Here is a 14,818-nt window from a genome sequence, read left to right on the forward strand (position 1 = left end):
CCCCCAACACTTCTCGATGTGGAGATGAACGCATGATCCAGGAATCGTCGGTCGCCGACTATGTCATCGTCGGTGCGGGATCGTCCGGCGCCGCGCTGGCCGGCCGGCTCAGTACCGACCCGCGCGCCGAGGTCGTCCTCCTCGAGGCCGGGCCGCCGGACAAGGACAAGTTCATCCACATTCCTGCGGCCTTCTCCAAGCTGTTCCGCAGCGAGGTCGACTGGGACTACCTGACCGAGCCCCAGCCCGGGCTCGGCGGCCGCAGCATCTACTGGCCACGAGGGAAGACCCTCGGCGGTTCCTCGTCGATGAACGCCATGATGTGGGTGCGCGGGTTCGCCGCCGATTACGACGAGTGGGCCGAGCTCTCCGACGACTCCTGGTCCTTCGGCAAGGTGGTGGAGTACTTCCGCAGGATCGAGAACGTCGAGGGCGGCGCGGGCGCCGACGACGCCGGCACCACCGGCCCGCTGACGGTGAGCCACCAGCGCAGCCCACGCCCGCTGACCGGTGCCTACCTGGAGGCGGCGCGCGAGACGGGGTTCCCGGTCGAGCGCGCGAACGCCGCTGCGCCTGAGGGCTTCTCGCAGACGATGGTGACCCAGAGGCGCGGCGCTCGATGGAGCACGGCCGACGCATACCTTGCGCCCGCGCGAAAGCGCGCCAACCTCACCGTGCTCACCGAGGCCGCCGCAACCCGGGTGCTGTTCGAGGGATCCGCTGCCGTCGGGGTCGAGTACCTGCAGGGCGGCGTGCGTCGCACTGTCCGCGCCCGCAAGGAGGTGGTACTCGCAGGCGGTGCGATCAACACACCGCAGCTGCTGATGCTGTCCGGCATCGGCGACGAGGAGCAGCTGCGCAGGCACGGCATCGCCGTGCGGCACCACCTGCCGGAGGTGGGACGCAACCTGTCCGATCATCTGGTGTCGATGCTCGGCTACCGCGTCGAATCGGACACACTCTTCGCGGCCGAGAAGCTCCCCGAGCTCGCCAACTACCTGGTCCGGCGTCGCGGGATGCTCACGTCGAATGTGGGCGAGGCGTACGGGTTCGCCCGCAGCCGTGAGGAACTCGCGCTGCCCGACCTGGAGATGATCTTCGCGCCCGCGCCGTTCTTCGACGAGGGCCTCGTGCCCGCCGCCGAACACGCGGCGGTCCTCGGCGCGATCCTGCTCAAGCCGGAGAGCCGCGGGGAGATCACGCTGCGGTCGGCGGACCACGCGGACAAGCCGATCATCGATCCGCGCTACCTCAGCGACGCGGGCGGCATCGACCGCCGCGCGATGCTCGAGGGCCTGCGGTTGTGCGAGGCGCTCGCCTCCGCTCCGGCACTGAAATCCCTGCTCGGCGAAATGATCCGGCCCGCCGTGACCTCCCCGACGCCCCTCGAGGACGTGCTGGCAACCGCGCTCGAGCGCACCTCGCACACGCTCTATCACCCCACCGGAACCTGCCGGATGGGCAAGGACGCGGCCAGCGTCGTCGATCCCGAGCTGCGGGTGCGCGGGGTGGACCGGCTGCGTGTGGCGGATGCGTCGATCATGCCGACCATCATCCGCGGCCATACCCACGCACCGTGCGTGGTGATCGGGGAGAAGGCGGCCGACCTGCTCCGACAGGCGAACTGAGCGGGCCGGCTCGGGGCCCCTAGCTTGTGTGCGGGTGTGGTCACCTCGGGCTTCGAGATCAGGCGAGGGCTGGGGGCACCTCCCGGTTGCGGGGGACGGAGCTGCCTCCGCAGCCCCAGGTGAGTCCGGCGCGGTCCTGGGCGGTGGAGAGGGCGTCGGCGAGAGCCGAGTCCGTGAACTCGGGGTCGTCGAGGGCCGCGTGCCCGAGAATCGTCACCCCGCCGTCGGACACAGAGTTGCCGGGCGCGAATGTGGGCCCGTCGACTGACATGGCGTCCAGCGTCGCCGCCCACGCCTCCGGACCGAATGCCACCACCGCCCGCACCCACCGATGCAGTTCCGGCCACTCCGCGATCGGATCACCGACGATGCGGGCACCGAAGAGCTTCTGGCCCGCGTCATCGCGGCCGCCGGACCTGGCGGCGACCCCCGCCACGTGCAGGGCCCGAAACAGTCGGGGTTCGGCACCGGGATCGGGGGACACCAGCAGCAGCTTGGCGAACCCGTCGCCGAACCCGAGTGGTCGGTCGCCCTCGGGGACGGGGTGCACAATCGTCGACATGGCGCTCATTCAACCCGACCCGGCACTCCTCGACGTCGTCCGTTCCGTCGAGCGGGTCACGGTGTTCTCCGGTGCGGGGATGTCCGCGGAGTCGGGGGTACCGACGTTCCGGGACGCGTTGACAGGGCTGTGGGAACGTTTCGACCCGACCGAACTGGCGACGCCGCAGGCGTGGGAGAAGGATCCGGCGCTGGTGTGGGCGTGGTACGAGTGGCGCGCCGCGCTGGTGCGACGGGTGCAGCCGAATGCGGGGCACAGGGCTGTGGCCGAGTGGGCGGACACAGCCGAGGTGACGGTGCTGACCCAGAACGTCGACGACCTGCACGAGCGAGCCGGATCCACGGTGGCGGCGCACCTGCACGGCAGTCTCTACGCGCCGCGCTGCTGCCTCTGCGGGCTGGCCGCGGACCTCGACGACGCCCGCTTCGCCGACCTGCGCGACGAGCCTGCGGAGCGAATCACGCCGCCGTCGTGCGAGTCCTGCACGGCCCCGGTCCGCCCCGGTGCGGTGTGGTTCGGGGAGGAACTTCCCGCCGACGCCTGGCAGGCGTCCGTCGACGCGGTGGAGCACTGCGACCTGATGCTCGTGGTCGGAACCTCGGCGGTGGTCTACCCGGCAGCCGAGCTGCCGCTGCGGGCGCTGCGAGCGGGTGCGACCGTCGTCGAGATCAACCCCGAGCCAACCGATCTGTCGTCCGCGGTCACCCACTCGTGGCGGGCCACCGCTGCGCAGGCGCTGCCGGTGCTCGCCGCGGTGGGTCAGGGACGCAGTCCGCGAATGTAGATCTCGACGAGCCAGCGCTCGTGTTCGGCGAGGTCGGGAAGGTCGACGCCGGTCGGCAGCGGCCGGGTGATCGTGGCCAGCCCCAGTTGGAACTGCACGGCCGTCAGGTCTGCGCGCACCACTCCCGCGTCCTTGGCGAGTGACACGACCGCGTCGATGGACGTGAGTGCCTCGGTTCGCAGTGCCACGAACTTCGACACGTCGACGCCCTCGGCGAGGGCATCCGTCACCACCGAGATCAGTGCGCCGGGGCGCAGGGCCGCGACCTCGCGGACGAACGACGTCCACCACGTCTCCGGGTCGGGGGTCACCTCGGTGCAGTACCGATCCATGATCGCGGCGATGCGCTCGCGGGTGTCGACGGCAATCGCGTACAGCAGGTCGTCGCGCGTGGCGAAGTGCCGGTAGAGAGTGGCGACTCCGACTCCGGCTTCGGCGGCGATGGTGTTCACGGACACCGTCGTGCCCCGGGACGCGACGAGTCGGCGGGCAGCGGCAACGACGGCGTCGCGGTTGGCCTGCGCATCGGCTCTCACGTCGACCTCTTCTCCACGACACCATTGTGACCTCGCAAGCGGAGTATTACACTCCCACTTAATCGGAGTAAACATCTATCACTTATGGAGCAGTGATGACCGCAGCACATGATTCCTCTGCTTCGGGGACGAAGCGGACACCCGGCCCGCGCGTACTCGTCGTGGTCGTCGCCGGGCTGACGCTGGCCGTGTCCCTGATGCTGCTGGCATTCGCCGCCCCAGCCGTGAACTCCGGCGCCCACGACCTGCCTGTCGCCGTGTCCGGCCCCGACCCCGCGCTCGCGAATCTCGAGGCGGCACTCGACGCCAGCAGTCCTGGCGGCTTCGACGTCACGCGCTACGCCGACGCGGCCGCGGTGGCCGACGCGATCACCGCACGTGACGCGGTCGGTGGAATCTCGATCACGCCGGACGGAGTCCTGATCCAGACCGCGGCCGCGGCCGGAGCGCCGTACGCGCCCCTGTTGCGGTCCATCGGTGCCGGCCTCGCGGCGAAGGGGCAGCCGATGACGTACACGGACCTGGTGCCGCTCACCGAGGACGACCCGGCCGGCTCCGGGTTGTCGGCGCTCGCCCTCCCGCTCGCCTTCGGTGGCATGATCTCGGCGGTCGGGCTCGTCACCCTCTTCAAGCACAGCCGGACGCTGCGCGTCGTCGGCTCGATCGGGTTCTCCGCGGTCGCGGGCGTCACCATCACAGCGATCCTGCAGTTCTGGCTCGGCTCGATCGACGGCTCGTTCTGGCTCACGGCGACAGGTGTCGCACTCGGCATCGCCGCGATCTCGCTCGTCGTCCTCGGGTTGGAATCGCTGTTCGGGTATCCGGGCCTCGGGATCGGTGCCGTGATCATGGTCTTCGTCGCGAACCCGCTGTCCGGCCTCGCCACCGGTCCTTGGTGGCTGCCACAGCCGTGGGGTGCGATCGGTCAGTTCCTGCCGATCGGCGCCGCGGGTACCGCCATCCGTTCGGCGGCCTTCTTCGACGGCGCCGGGGCCGGGCCCGCACTCGTGGTGCTCGGGGGGTGGATCGCAGTCGGTCTGGCGCTCGTCGCGCTGTCCGCGCGGCGCGCCACGCGGGACGAGGTTCTCGTCGCCGCGTAGCGGCCGCCGCCGCCCTAGGTGTTGATCACCTTGTCGCTCGATCCAAATGCGGTCATGAGCGCGTTGTAGAACTCGACCTTCGGGTCGTACACCAGGATGTCCTGCAGGGTCAGCATCCGAACTCCTCACATGAAACGGGGAATGGGTCGCCTCCCGAGGGAGGCGACCCATTCAGTCACACCACCGCCCCGGTGCGGGGCGAAACGTCAGGAGTAGATCGCCTCGATGGCGGTTCCGAACGAGTCGTGGATGACGTTGCGCTTGAGCTTGAGCGTCGGCGTCAGCTCACCGGTCTCGATCGTGAAGTCGACATCGAGGATGCGGTACTTCTTGATCTGCTCCGGGTTGGAGACCTTCTTGTTGCCCTCGGCGACCGCTGCGTCGATCTCTGCGACCAGATCGGCGTGCTTGACGATCTCGGCGATCGGCAGGTCGGTCGCGATGTTGTTGCGCTCCAACCAGCCGGGCAGTGCCTCCTGGTCGATGGTGATGAGCGCACCGATGAACGGCTTCGCGTCGCCGACGACGAGGCACTGGCTGATCAGCGGATGGGCGCGCAGGGCGTCCTCGAGTACAGCCGGGGCGACGTTCTTGCCGCCCGCGGTGACGATGATTTCCTTCTTGCGGCCGGTGATCGAGACGAAGCCCTCGTCGTCGATGGACCCGAGGTCGCCGGTGTGGAACCAACCGTCCTTGATCGAATCGGCGGTGGCGGCGTCGTTGTGCCAGTAGCCGTTGAACACGACCGGGCCCTTGACCAGAAGTTCGCCGTCGTCGGCGATCCTCGCGGCATGGCCGTTGATCGGCTTGCCGACGGTGCCGACCTTCTGCGCGGTGGTCGTGTTGACGGTGATCGCGGCGCTGGTCTCGGTGAGTCCGTAGCCCTCGAAGACGGGAACGCCGATGCCGCGGAAGAAGTGGCCGAGACGGGCGCCGAGTGCCGCGCCGCCGGAGACCGCGCGGTCACACTCGCCACCGAGAGCGGCGCGCAGCTTGCCGTAGACGAGCTTGTCGAAGAGGGCGTGCTTGAGCTTGAGGACGAAGCCGGGGCCGCCCGTCTCGAGCGCCTCGCTGTACGCGATGGCGGTCTCGGTGGCCTTGGCGAAGATGCTGCCCTTGCCGCCGTCCTCGGCCTTCTGCTTGGCCGAGTTGTAGACCTTCTCGAACACGCGCGGCACGGACAGGATGAAGTTCGGCTTGAACACGGCGAACTGGTCGACGAGTGTCGTCAGGTCCGCGGTGTGGCCGACGGTCACCTTGTTCTCGAACGCACCGAACGAGATCGCGCGGGCGAACACGTGTGCCATCGGCAGGAACATCAGCGTCGACTGGCCCTCGGCCATCGCGTCGTCGAGCGCCAACTTCACGGCCTTCGCCTCGGCGTTGAAGTTGCCGTGGGTGAGCTGAACACCCTTCGGGCGGCCGGTGGTGCCGGAGGTGTAGATCAGCGTCGCGGGGGAGGACGCATTGACCTGCGCGCGACGCTCGTGCAGCGCCTCGTCGGTGATCGTCGCGCCTCGGGAGGTGAGCTCGTCGAGGGCGCCCGCCTCGATCTGCAGCATCTCGCGCAACGCGGGGGCCGCTTCGGCGACGTCCTTGACGGCCTCGGCGTGCTTCGCGGTCTCGACCACGAGGATGGCGGTCGCGGAGTCCTCGAGAATCCACTGCGCCTGGTCGGGCGAGGACGTCTCGTAGATCGCGACGGTGCACCCGCCTGCGGTCCAGATGGCGTAGTCGAGGACGACCCACTCGTAGCGGGTGGCCGACAGGATCGCGACCCGGTCGCCCAGTTCGATGCCGGACGCCATCAGGCCCTTGGCGACGCCCGCGACCTCGCCCGCGAACTCGGCGGCGGTGACGTTGACCCACTTGCCGCCCACCAACTTCTTGAAGGGGACGTGCTGCGGGCATTCCTTCTCGTAGCGGAACACCGTGTCAGCCATCGAGATGTCGTCTGGAACGGTAAACGACTGCGGAACTTCGAACTCTCGCACTGAGGATCCCTCCAGGAACTACTGATCGGTACGGGTGTGCATTGGATCACATCGTAGGGGACGGTGCACAGTCTTCGTTGTCCGGATTGACCGGATGTAATCTCGAAGAAACGAGATTACTGTTACTGAAAGTCTCGGGAACTGGCATGTTGGCCCGTTCGGCGAGGTCGGGCGAGGTGTAGATCACAAACGCAATGCAGACCTCACCTCCGCATCGGTGAGCTGGTGAAAATCCCGATAGGCGCCGCCGACGCCGCCGAGCCAGCGCGGTACGAGCGGGCACACGACCTCGTCGGCCTCGTCCTCGAGTCGCGTCACTGCCTCGTCCGATGACACCGGCATCGCGACCACGACCCGGTCGGCGCCTCGAGCTCGCGCGACCCGGCACGCCACGACGGCGGTCGCGCCGGTCGCCATGCCGTCGTCGACGATCACCACGAGCCGTCCGGCGACCGGGACGGCAGGCCGGTCACCGCGGAGCAGTCGCACGCGGCGGTCGAGTTCGCGTCGCTCCGACACCTCGACGTCTGCGAGTGCCGACTCGGCGACGCGTGACTGCGCGATCACGTCCGCGTTGAGTACGCGGACGTGTTCCTCGCCGATCGCGCCCATCGCGAGCTCCGGTTGCCACGGCAAACCGAGTTTGCGGACGACGATCACGTCCAGGTCGCCGCCGAGCGCGCGGGCGACTTCGGCGGCGACGGGGACGCCGCCACGCGGCAACCCGAGCACCAGCGGTTGGGTGTCACGCAGGTGCGTCAGGGAGGCGGCCAGTTCGCGGCCGGCCTCGGCGCGGGTCGCGTAGAGCATGTCGCCTTCGACGCTACGCCGCGCGGGGTGTGCGGCCTATCGTTCGACGACGCCGCTGTGCCCGACGTTCGACCACGTCGCTGTGCCTACCGTTCGACCACGTCGAAGCGGCGCAGTTCCAGCGCCGGGTTCTTCGCCCTCGCCTCGGCGATCCGGGCTGCGCTCACCTCGGTGCGGGCCGTGCCGACCTGCTCGCCGAGCGAGGCGAGGACCACTCCCATCGGGTCGACGATCATCGAGTTGCCGGACCCGCCGCGGGCGCTCTGGTCGGCGGCGGCGACGTACATGGTGTTCTCGATCGCCCTGGCGCGGACGAGTGTCGTCCAGTGGTCTTCCTTGAGCGGACCGGGAACCCACTGGGCGGGTAGTGCGAGGACGTCGGCGCCGGCGTCGACGATGCGCCGCGTCACCTCGGGGAATCGCAGGTCGTAGCAGGTCTGCATGCCGAAGGTGAGGTCGTCGACGGTGAACGTGGCCGGGGTGGCGATCTCGCCGGCGCGAATGACATCCGACTCCCGGTAGCCGAATGCGTCGTAGAGGTGGATCTTGCGGTAGACGGCCGCGATCGTGCCGTCCGGTGCGGCGGCCACGAGGGTGTTGGACACGTGGTCGTCACCGGGTAGCGACTCGTTGACACCCACGACGACGTGCACGCCGAACTCGGATGCGATGCCGAGTATTCCGGTGACGAACGGGCCGTCCAGGGGTTCGGCGGACGTGACGAGCTGTTCGTCGACCCGGGCTCCGGTGTACATCGCGTACTCGGGTGCGATGACCACCTGTGCGCCGCGGGCCGCGGCCTCCCCGACGAGGTTGCGCACCGCTGCGAGGTTTTCGTGCTTGTCGGTGCCGGAGCAGAACTGGGCCACTGCGATTTCGACCATGGACCCATTCTGCCGGGCGACCGTCGTCGGTCGCCCGGCAGCGAGGCTCATCCGGGTGGGGCACTCACTCGGCAGTGGAGACGAGGTTGCCTTCCATGTAGGCGTGGTACGCGGGCAGGTCGAGCATGCCGTGTCCGGACAGGCCGATGACCAGGACCTCGGGTTCGGTCAGCGTCTTGGCGTACTCGGCGCAGGCCGCGATGGCGTGCGACGACTCCGGAGCGGGCACGATGCCCTCGGCACGGGCGAACTGGACGCCCGCGGCGAACGAGTCGGTCTGGTCGACGGCCTGGCCGGTGACGTAGCCGAGCTCGACGGTGTGGCTGAGCAGCGGCGCCATGCCGTGGTAGCGCAGCCCGCCCGCGTGGATCGGGTCCGGGACGAAGTCCTGGCCGAGCGTGTGCATCTTCATCAGCGGCGTCAGTCCCGCGACGTCACCGTGGTCGTAGCGGTACTCACCCTTGGTGATGGACGGGCACGCGGCCGGCTCGACGGCCATGATCCGCGTGTTCGCGCGGCCGTGCAGGACCTCGCGGATGAACGGGAACGCCAGGCCGGCGAGGTTGGAACCGCCTCCTGCGCACCCGAACACGACGTCGGCGTTCTCCTCGCCCGCGGCGCGGAGCTGCTCGACCGCTTCGAGGCCGATGACGGTCTGGTGCAGGACAACGTGATTGAGGACGCTGCCGAGTGCGTAGCGGGTCTGCGGGTCCGATGCCGCGACCTCGATGGCTTCGGACACGGCGATGCCGAGGCTGCCCGGGGTGTCCGGGAACTCCTCGAGGATCTTGCGGCCGGACGCGGTGAGGGGCGAGGGGCTCGGATGCACCGTGCCGCCGTAGGTCTCCATGAGGAAGCGGCGGTAGGGCTTCGAGTCGTACGACGCCCGCACCTGCCACACCTCGAGGTCGATGCCGAACTTCGCGCAGGCGAACGACAGTGCGGAGCCCCACTGGCCCGCGCCGGTTTCGGTGGTGATCTTGGTGACGCCGTCCTGGGCGTTGTAGTACGCCTGCGCGACCGCGGTGTTGGTCTTGTGACTGCCGACGGGGCTCACGCCCTCGTACTTGACGTAGATCCGTGCCGGGGTGCCGAGCGCCTTCTCGAATTCGCGAGCCCGGATCAGCGGCGCGGGACGCCACGTCTTGTAGACCTCACGGATCGGCTCGGGGATCTCGATGTACTGCTCGGTGGCCGCCTCCTGCGCGATGAGCGCGGACGGGAACAGGGCCTCGAGATCCGAGGGCGTGACCGGCTCCCTGGTCCCCGGGTGCAGGTGCGGCGGCGGCGGGACCGGCAGGTCAGCCGCGATGTTGTACCAGTGGGTGGGGATCGGCGTGTCGGACACGGGCGCTCCTGGGGGTGGTCGAGAGGCGGATGCTGACCCGCATTGTGCCGGTGTTCGTGATCAGGGTTAACGGGGGTGGGTGGCTTCGAGTCGGCCGCACTCCGGTCGATCGACTAAACTCCAGGTGAAATGAGTGACACCGAGCAGAACCCCGAGCCGGAAACCGACAGCACAACCTTTGCCGACCTCGGCATCGACGATCGGGTGCTTCGGGCACTGAGCGACGTCGGGTACGAGTCGCCGTCGCCGATCCAGGCAGCCACCATCCCGCCGCTGATGGCAGGCAACGACGTTGTCGGCCTCGCCCAGACCGGAACCGGTAAGACGGCCGCGTTCGCCGTCCCGATCCTGTCCCGCATCGACACCGACCAGAAGCGGCCGCAGGCGCTGGTGCTCGCACCGACCCGCGAGCTGGCGCTGCAGGTGGCCGAGGCGTTCGGCAAGTACTCCGCGCACATTCCCGGCCTGCAGGTGCTGCCGATCTACGGCGGTCAGTCCTACGGAGTCCAGCTGTCCGGCCTGCGGCGCGGCGCGCAGGTCATCGTCGGCACGCCCGGTCGCGTGATCGACCACCTGGAGAAGGGCACCCTCGACCTCTCGCACCTGGACTACCTGGTGCTCGACGAGGCCGACGAGATGCTGAAGATGGGCTTCCAGGAGGACGTCGAGAAGATCCTCGCGGAAACCCCGGAATACAAGCAGGTCGCGCTGTTCTCCGCGACGATGCCGCCCGCGATTCGCAAGATCTCCAAGCAGTACCTGCACGATCCGGTCGAGATCACCGTCAAGGGCAAGACGTCGACCGCAACGAACATCACGCAGCGGTGGGTGCAGGTCGCGCACCAGCGCAAGCTCGACGCCCTGACCCGGATCCTCGAGGTCGAGGCGTTCGAGGCGATGATCATCTTCGTCCGCACCAAGCAGGCCACCGAAGACCTCGCGGAACGGCTTCGTGCACGCGGATTCTCGGCCGCCGCGATCAACGGCGACATCGTTCAGGCGCAGCGTGAGCGGACCATCGGCCAGCTCAAGTCCGGTGCCCTCGACATTCTCGTCGCCACCGATGTCGCGGCCCGCGGCCTCGACGTCGACCGCATCTCGCATGTCGTCAACTACGACATCCCGCACGACACCGAGTCGTACGTGCACCGCATCGGCCGTACCGGCCGAGCCGGGCGCACCGGCGACGCCTTGCTGTTCGTGGCTCCGCGCGAACGGCACCTGCTCAAGGCGATCGAGCGGGCTACCCGGCAGCCGCTGACCGAGATGCAGTTGCCGACCGTCGAGGACGTCAACGCGCAGCGTGTCTCGAAGTTCGGTGACTCGATCACCGCGTCCCTGAACTCCGACAACCTCGCACTGTTCCGTCGGATGATCGAGGACTACGAGCGCGAGCACGACGTCCCGCTCGCCGACATCGCGGCGGCACTCGCCGTGCAGTCCCGTGACGGCGACGCGTTCCTGATGGAACCGGAGCCGCCGGCCCCGCCGCGCAAGGAACGGGAACCTCGCGAGCGACCGCCGCGCAAGTTCGACGAGGGACCGAAGATCAACCGCGACGGTCAGGAGCTGGCGACGTACCGGATCGCGGTCGGCAAGCGGCATCGGGTGGTTCCGGGCGCGATCGTCGGTGCCATCGCCAACGAGGGCGGTCTGCGTCGCAGCGACTTCGGGCACATCAGCATCCGGCCGGACCACAGCCTCGTCGAACTGCCCGCGGACCTCGCGAACGAGACCCTCGAGGCGCTGCGCAGCACCCGGATCTCCGGTGTCCTGATCCAGCTCACCCCCGACTCGGGTCCGCCCGGGCAGCGGCCGCAGCACGGCAAGGGCAAGCCGCGTTTCGACAAGGGCAAGCCCAAGCGCGACCGCTACTGACCTCTCGGAGGGTCACACCGGGGTCGTCGCCACCAGCGCAGTCACCTCGTCTCGTGTCAGCGCGGCACCCCGTTCCCAGCCGTTCGTGAGTTCGGCGGGGGACAGGGCCGCGCGGATCTCGGCGTCGTAGCGGGCCAGGTCTATCGGATCCATCGCGGCGGGCCGGTACCCGATCGGTGCACCGCGGTTCTCGACGACTCCTGTGAGCAACGCGGCCCGGTCGCGATCGCCGCGGCGTAGCGCTGCGTAGGCGAGTGTCGCCACCGCGACGAGCCACGACGTGACGTCCTCGTTGTCCACGCACACGCGAACCATGCGAGCGAGCTTCTCCTCGGCCGGTCCGCCGTGCCGGTCCTGCGCGAGGTCCACCTTCGCACCGATCCACAGGGCCGACGCCTCGCACCAGCCGTAGCCGCATCCGGCGGCGACGGCGACGGACTCGTCGAGGTGCAGTGCGGCGGAGGCGTGGTCGCCCGCCCGGAAGTCGACGGTGCCGAGGCACATCAGGGCCTCGGCGGCGGTGAACGGCCGCTCCGCACCCAGTCCGAAGTCGAGCGACGCCCTCGCGTGCGCGCGAGCCTGGTCGACGAGGCCCGAACCGGCTTCGAAGAACGCGAGCGTCGACTCGGCGTCGGCGCGGGCCACCGGATCGGTGACCTGCGCGGCCAGGTCGGTCAGCAGTCCGAACGCGGTGAACAGGCCGGGGAGGTCGCCTGCCAGGTAGTGGATGACGACCGCGCCCGCGACGGCCCGCGCATGGACCGGCAGCGCGGCCGATGCCGCGCCGTGCGGCGTCATCGCGGGGGCAAGCCACCGGATCGCCTCGGCGACGTGTCCGCCCCGGTACCAGTACCAGTAGACACCGCCGGCGATACGCAGGTATGTGTCGATCTCGTCCTCGCTGGCAGTCAACGCGGCACGGACGTTCGCGATCTCCCGCTCCATCCGGTGCATCCACCGTGAACTGTCGCGTCCGCGGAGGCCGACGAAGGCGGCATCGGCGAGTTCGCAGATCCAGTCGATGTGCGCGCGACGCAGGGTGGTGGTCAGGGAGGGGGCGCGGACGAGTGCCGCGTAGCCGCGCATCGTCTCGAGCATCCGGTATCGGCGGGGGTCGCCGCCCACCACCGAGACCAGCGACTTGTCCACGAGGGAAGCGAGATTCGTCAGCAACCCGGTATCGCCGACGACGACCCGCGCGGAATCGAGATCGAAGCCGCCTTCGAAGACTGCCAGCGACTGGAACAGTCGCTGCTCCGGTTCGGTGAGCGTCTGGTACGACCACTCGACGGCGGCGAGCATCGTGGTGTGGCGCGCGGTGGTACGGGGGCCGCCGCGGAGCAGGGCGAATCGGTCGTCGACGAGTTCGACCAGCTGCCGCACCGACAGCGTGCGGCACTGGGCGGCGGCGAGCTCGATCGCCAGGGGCATGCCGTCCAGTTCGGCGCAGAGCCGGGTCAGCAGTGCGCGCTCGGTGTCGTCGGGGTCGAAGGTGCCGAGGTGGGCGGCGGCGCGGGTGACGAAGAGTGCGACGTCGTCGCCGCCGTCCAGGGGAGGGACCTCGTAGGCGAATTCCCCAGCGGCGAACAGCGCTTCGCGACTGGTGGTGAGGACACGGATGGTCGGGCAGCGGGTGAGGATCGCGGTGACGACGTCGGCAACCTCGGCCACGACCTGTTCGCAGTTGTCGAGAACGAGGATCGTGTCGCGGCCACGAAGGACCTCGGCGATGCCGTCGACACCGCCGGACACGGTGAGCCCGAGCGCTGTCGCGAGCGCGTCGGCAACCTGGTCTGTGTCGCGGGCGCCCGCCAGTTCCACCAGCCAGGGACCGTCCGCGTCGGTCCGGGCCCTGGCCAGTTCGAGCGCCAGTCGCGTCTTCCCCATGCCACCGGGCCCGGTGAGCGTGACGAGGCGGTGCGTACCGAGCAGATCGGCCAGTTCGCGGAGTTGCGTGTGCCGTCCCACCAGCGGGGTCAGGGCGAGCGGGATGTTGTGGGCGAACGGATCCGGAGCCCGGGCCGGTGAGGGGGCGGGCTCCGCGACGGTTGCCGGGGTCGTGACTGGCACCGGGGTTGTGACGGGTGCCGGGTTCGGGTGTGTCAGGTGGGCGTCGTGGGCGAGGATCGACGCCTGCAGTGCGAGCAGGCTGGGCCTCGGATCGGTGCCGAGTTCCTCGGCGAGGGTTTCCCGGGCCCGCCGTAGAGCGTCGAGCGCGTCACCGGGGCGTCCCGCGAGGTAGTGCGCCCGCGCCAGCAGTTCCCAGGCGCGCTCGCGGAGTGGGTGACTGCGCGTCACGACATCGAGTTGTGCTGCTGCCCAAGCATGTTCACCGAGTTTCAAGGCCGCCTCCATGCGGTCCTCGGTGGCGTCGAGTCGGAGCGCGTCGAGTCGGCGTGCCTCCGTCGTGACCGTGCCCGATTCGGTGACATCCGCGTAGGCATCGCCGCGCCAGTGGTCGAGTGCAGCGTCGAGGGTGTCCGCGGCTGCGCCGGACTCGCCCCGCGCCAACAGGTTTCGTCCCTCACCTGCAAGCGCGGTGAACTGCTGCCAGTCGGTGGCGTCCGGATCGAGTGCGTATCCGTTGCCGCGTCGCACGAGCACGCGGGAGTGTGCACCGGGACGGGCCGGGTCGAACACCTTGCGCATTCGCGCGACGTACCCCTGCAATGTCAGCTTCGCCGTCCGCGGCGGCGCCTCGCCCCACAGGTCGTCGATCAGGGCGTCGTCGGTGACGACGTCCCCGCCAGCGACCGCCAGCCGCGACAACAGGGCCCGGGGGACGGGCCCGCCGACCGACACGTCCGCGTCGCCGACCAGAACCCGTACCGGTCCGAGAACCTGCAGGTAGACCGAGGTCGGTGGCGGCAGCGGAGTACTCGGTTCGGACATGGCGATCAGCATAGATTTCGGTCTGCCAGTGAACTGCAAGTGGACTGCAAGTGGGGCGAAGCGCACGCCCAGTCGATTCCAAACGGTGCCGGGCATCGTCTGTCGTGTCGGAAACGCCGACACCGTCCAACGAAGGAGAACGACATGCGCAACACCACCATCACCGAGATCACCCCGGCCGGCGCCGAGCTGAACGAGGCGCAGCTGGCGTCCGTGGCAGGCGGCATGCGCGACCGCGGCCGCTCCAGCAAGGTGATCGACGTCGTCGACGGCTGGACCGGAACCGACGCCGACTTCTGATCGGTAGGCACCGTCGGGGGGTGCCGCCCGAAAGGGTGGCACCCCCTGGGCCCGGCTCCCGGCGGGCGCCGATCGGCCCGCTGCCGCCCCACCGTTCCCGAC

General features: G+C 69.3%; 12 protein-coding genes. 5 read left to right on the forward strand and 7 right to left on the reverse strand.

Annotated features, from left to right (window positions below):
* Positions 1-32: 32 nt before the first annotated feature.
* Complete coding sequence (locus tag RHCRD62_RS03405) at positions 33-1,628, forward strand: GMC family oxidoreductase (RefSeq protein WP_050063210.1); 1,596 nt, start codon at positions 33-35, stop codon at positions 1,626-1,628.
* A 58-nt stretch (positions 1,629-1,686) separates the two neighbouring features.
* Here the strand turns inward: RHCRD62_RS03405 and RHCRD62_RS03410 are convergent, their stop codons facing one another.
* Positions 1,687-2,190 carry a uracil-DNA glycosylase family protein gene (locus RHCRD62_RS03410; RefSeq protein ID WP_050063211.1) on the reverse strand — a complete coding sequence of 168 codons (504 nt, stop codon included), beginning with the start codon at positions 2,188-2,190 and terminating at the stop codon, positions 1,687-1,689.
* Between RHCRD62_RS03410 and RHCRD62_RS03415 the strand changes: the two genes are divergently transcribed.
* On the forward strand, positions 2,189-2,974 hold the full coding sequence (locus RHCRD62_RS03415) for an SIR2 family NAD-dependent protein deacylase (RefSeq protein ID WP_084734046.1): 786 nt from the start codon (positions 2,189-2,191) through the stop codon (positions 2,972-2,974). The genes RHCRD62_RS03410 and RHCRD62_RS03415 overlap by 2 nt on opposite strands.
* Here RHCRD62_RS03415 and RHCRD62_RS03420 read toward each other — a convergent pair.
* Entirely contained in the window at positions 2,950-3,510 is a 561-nt protein-coding gene (locus tag RHCRD62_RS03420) for a TetR/AcrR family transcriptional regulator (protein ID WP_050063212.1), read from the reverse strand. The two genes, RHCRD62_RS03415 and RHCRD62_RS03420, sit on opposite strands and share 25 nt — an antisense overlap.
* A 95-nt stretch (positions 3,511-3,605) precedes the next feature.
* On the opposite strand from RHCRD62_RS03420, the gene RHCRD62_RS03425 reads away from it, so the two are divergent.
* Positions 3,606-4,610, forward strand: a complete 1,005-nt coding sequence (locus RHCRD62_RS03425; RefSeq protein ID WP_050063213.1) for a hypothetical protein — start codon at positions 3,606-3,608, stop codon at positions 4,608-4,610.
* Between the two features lie 206 nt (positions 4,611-4,816).
* On the opposite strand, the gene RHCRD62_RS03430 is transcribed toward RHCRD62_RS03425, so the two are convergent.
* The 4 genes from RHCRD62_RS03430 to RHCRD62_RS03445 all read right to left on the reverse strand — a co-directional run bounded on the left by RHCRD62_RS03430 (position 4,817) and on the right by RHCRD62_RS03445 (position 9,646).
* Positions 4,817-6,604, reverse strand: coding sequence for an AMP-dependent synthetase/ligase (locus tag RHCRD62_RS03430; RefSeq protein WP_050063214.1), 1,788 nt, complete (start codon positions 6,602-6,604; stop codon positions 4,817-4,819).
* Positions 6,605-6,787: 183 nt separating this feature from the next.
* Positions 6,788-7,414: a phosphoribosyltransferase gene (locus RHCRD62_RS03435; protein WP_050063215.1), complete on the reverse strand. Its 627-nt coding sequence runs from the start codon at positions 7,412-7,414 to the stop codon at positions 6,788-6,790.
* An 86-nt stretch (positions 7,415-7,500) separates the two neighbouring features.
* Entirely contained in the window at positions 7,501-8,298 is a 798-nt protein-coding gene (locus tag RHCRD62_RS03440; protein WP_050063216.1) for a carbon-nitrogen hydrolase family protein, read from the reverse strand.
* A gap of 64 nt (positions 8,299-8,362) precedes the next feature.
* The gene (locus RHCRD62_RS03445; RefSeq protein WP_050063217.1) at positions 8,363-9,646 is read right to left on the reverse strand and encodes a TrpB-like pyridoxal phosphate-dependent enzyme; all 1,284 of its coding nucleotides are present in this window, start codon (positions 9,644-9,646) and stop codon (positions 8,363-8,365) included.
* 129 nt (positions 9,647-9,775) lie between these two features.
* On the opposite strand from RHCRD62_RS03445, the gene RHCRD62_RS03450 reads away from it, so the two are divergent.
* Positions 9,776-11,524: a DEAD/DEAH box helicase gene (locus tag RHCRD62_RS03450; protein ID WP_050063218.1), complete on the forward strand. Its 1,749-nt coding sequence runs from the start codon at positions 9,776-9,778 to the stop codon at positions 11,522-11,524.
* A 12-nt stretch (positions 11,525-11,536) separates the two neighbouring features.
* On the opposite strand, the gene RHCRD62_RS03455 is transcribed toward RHCRD62_RS03450, so the two are convergent.
* Positions 11,537-14,416 (reverse strand): AfsR/SARP family transcriptional regulator, encoded by a 2,880-nt coding sequence (locus RHCRD62_RS03455; RefSeq protein WP_172670993.1) that lies wholly within the window; start codon positions 14,414-14,416, stop codon positions 11,537-11,539.
* Between the two features lie 144 nt (positions 14,417-14,560).
* Here RHCRD62_RS03455 and RHCRD62_RS25340 point away from each other — a divergent pair, with 144 nt between their 5' ends.
* Complete coding sequence (locus RHCRD62_RS25340) at positions 14,561-14,716, forward strand: putative ATP-grasp target RiPP (protein WP_084734049.1); 156 nt, start codon at positions 14,561-14,563, stop codon at positions 14,714-14,716.
* Positions 14,717-14,818: the final 102 nt, after the last annotated feature.

It is taken from the genome of Rhodococcus sp. RD6.2 (assembly GCF_001040705.1).
In the GTDB taxonomy this organism is placed as follows: Bacteria; Actinomycetota; Actinomycetes; order Mycobacteriales; family Mycobacteriaceae; genus Rhodococcus_G.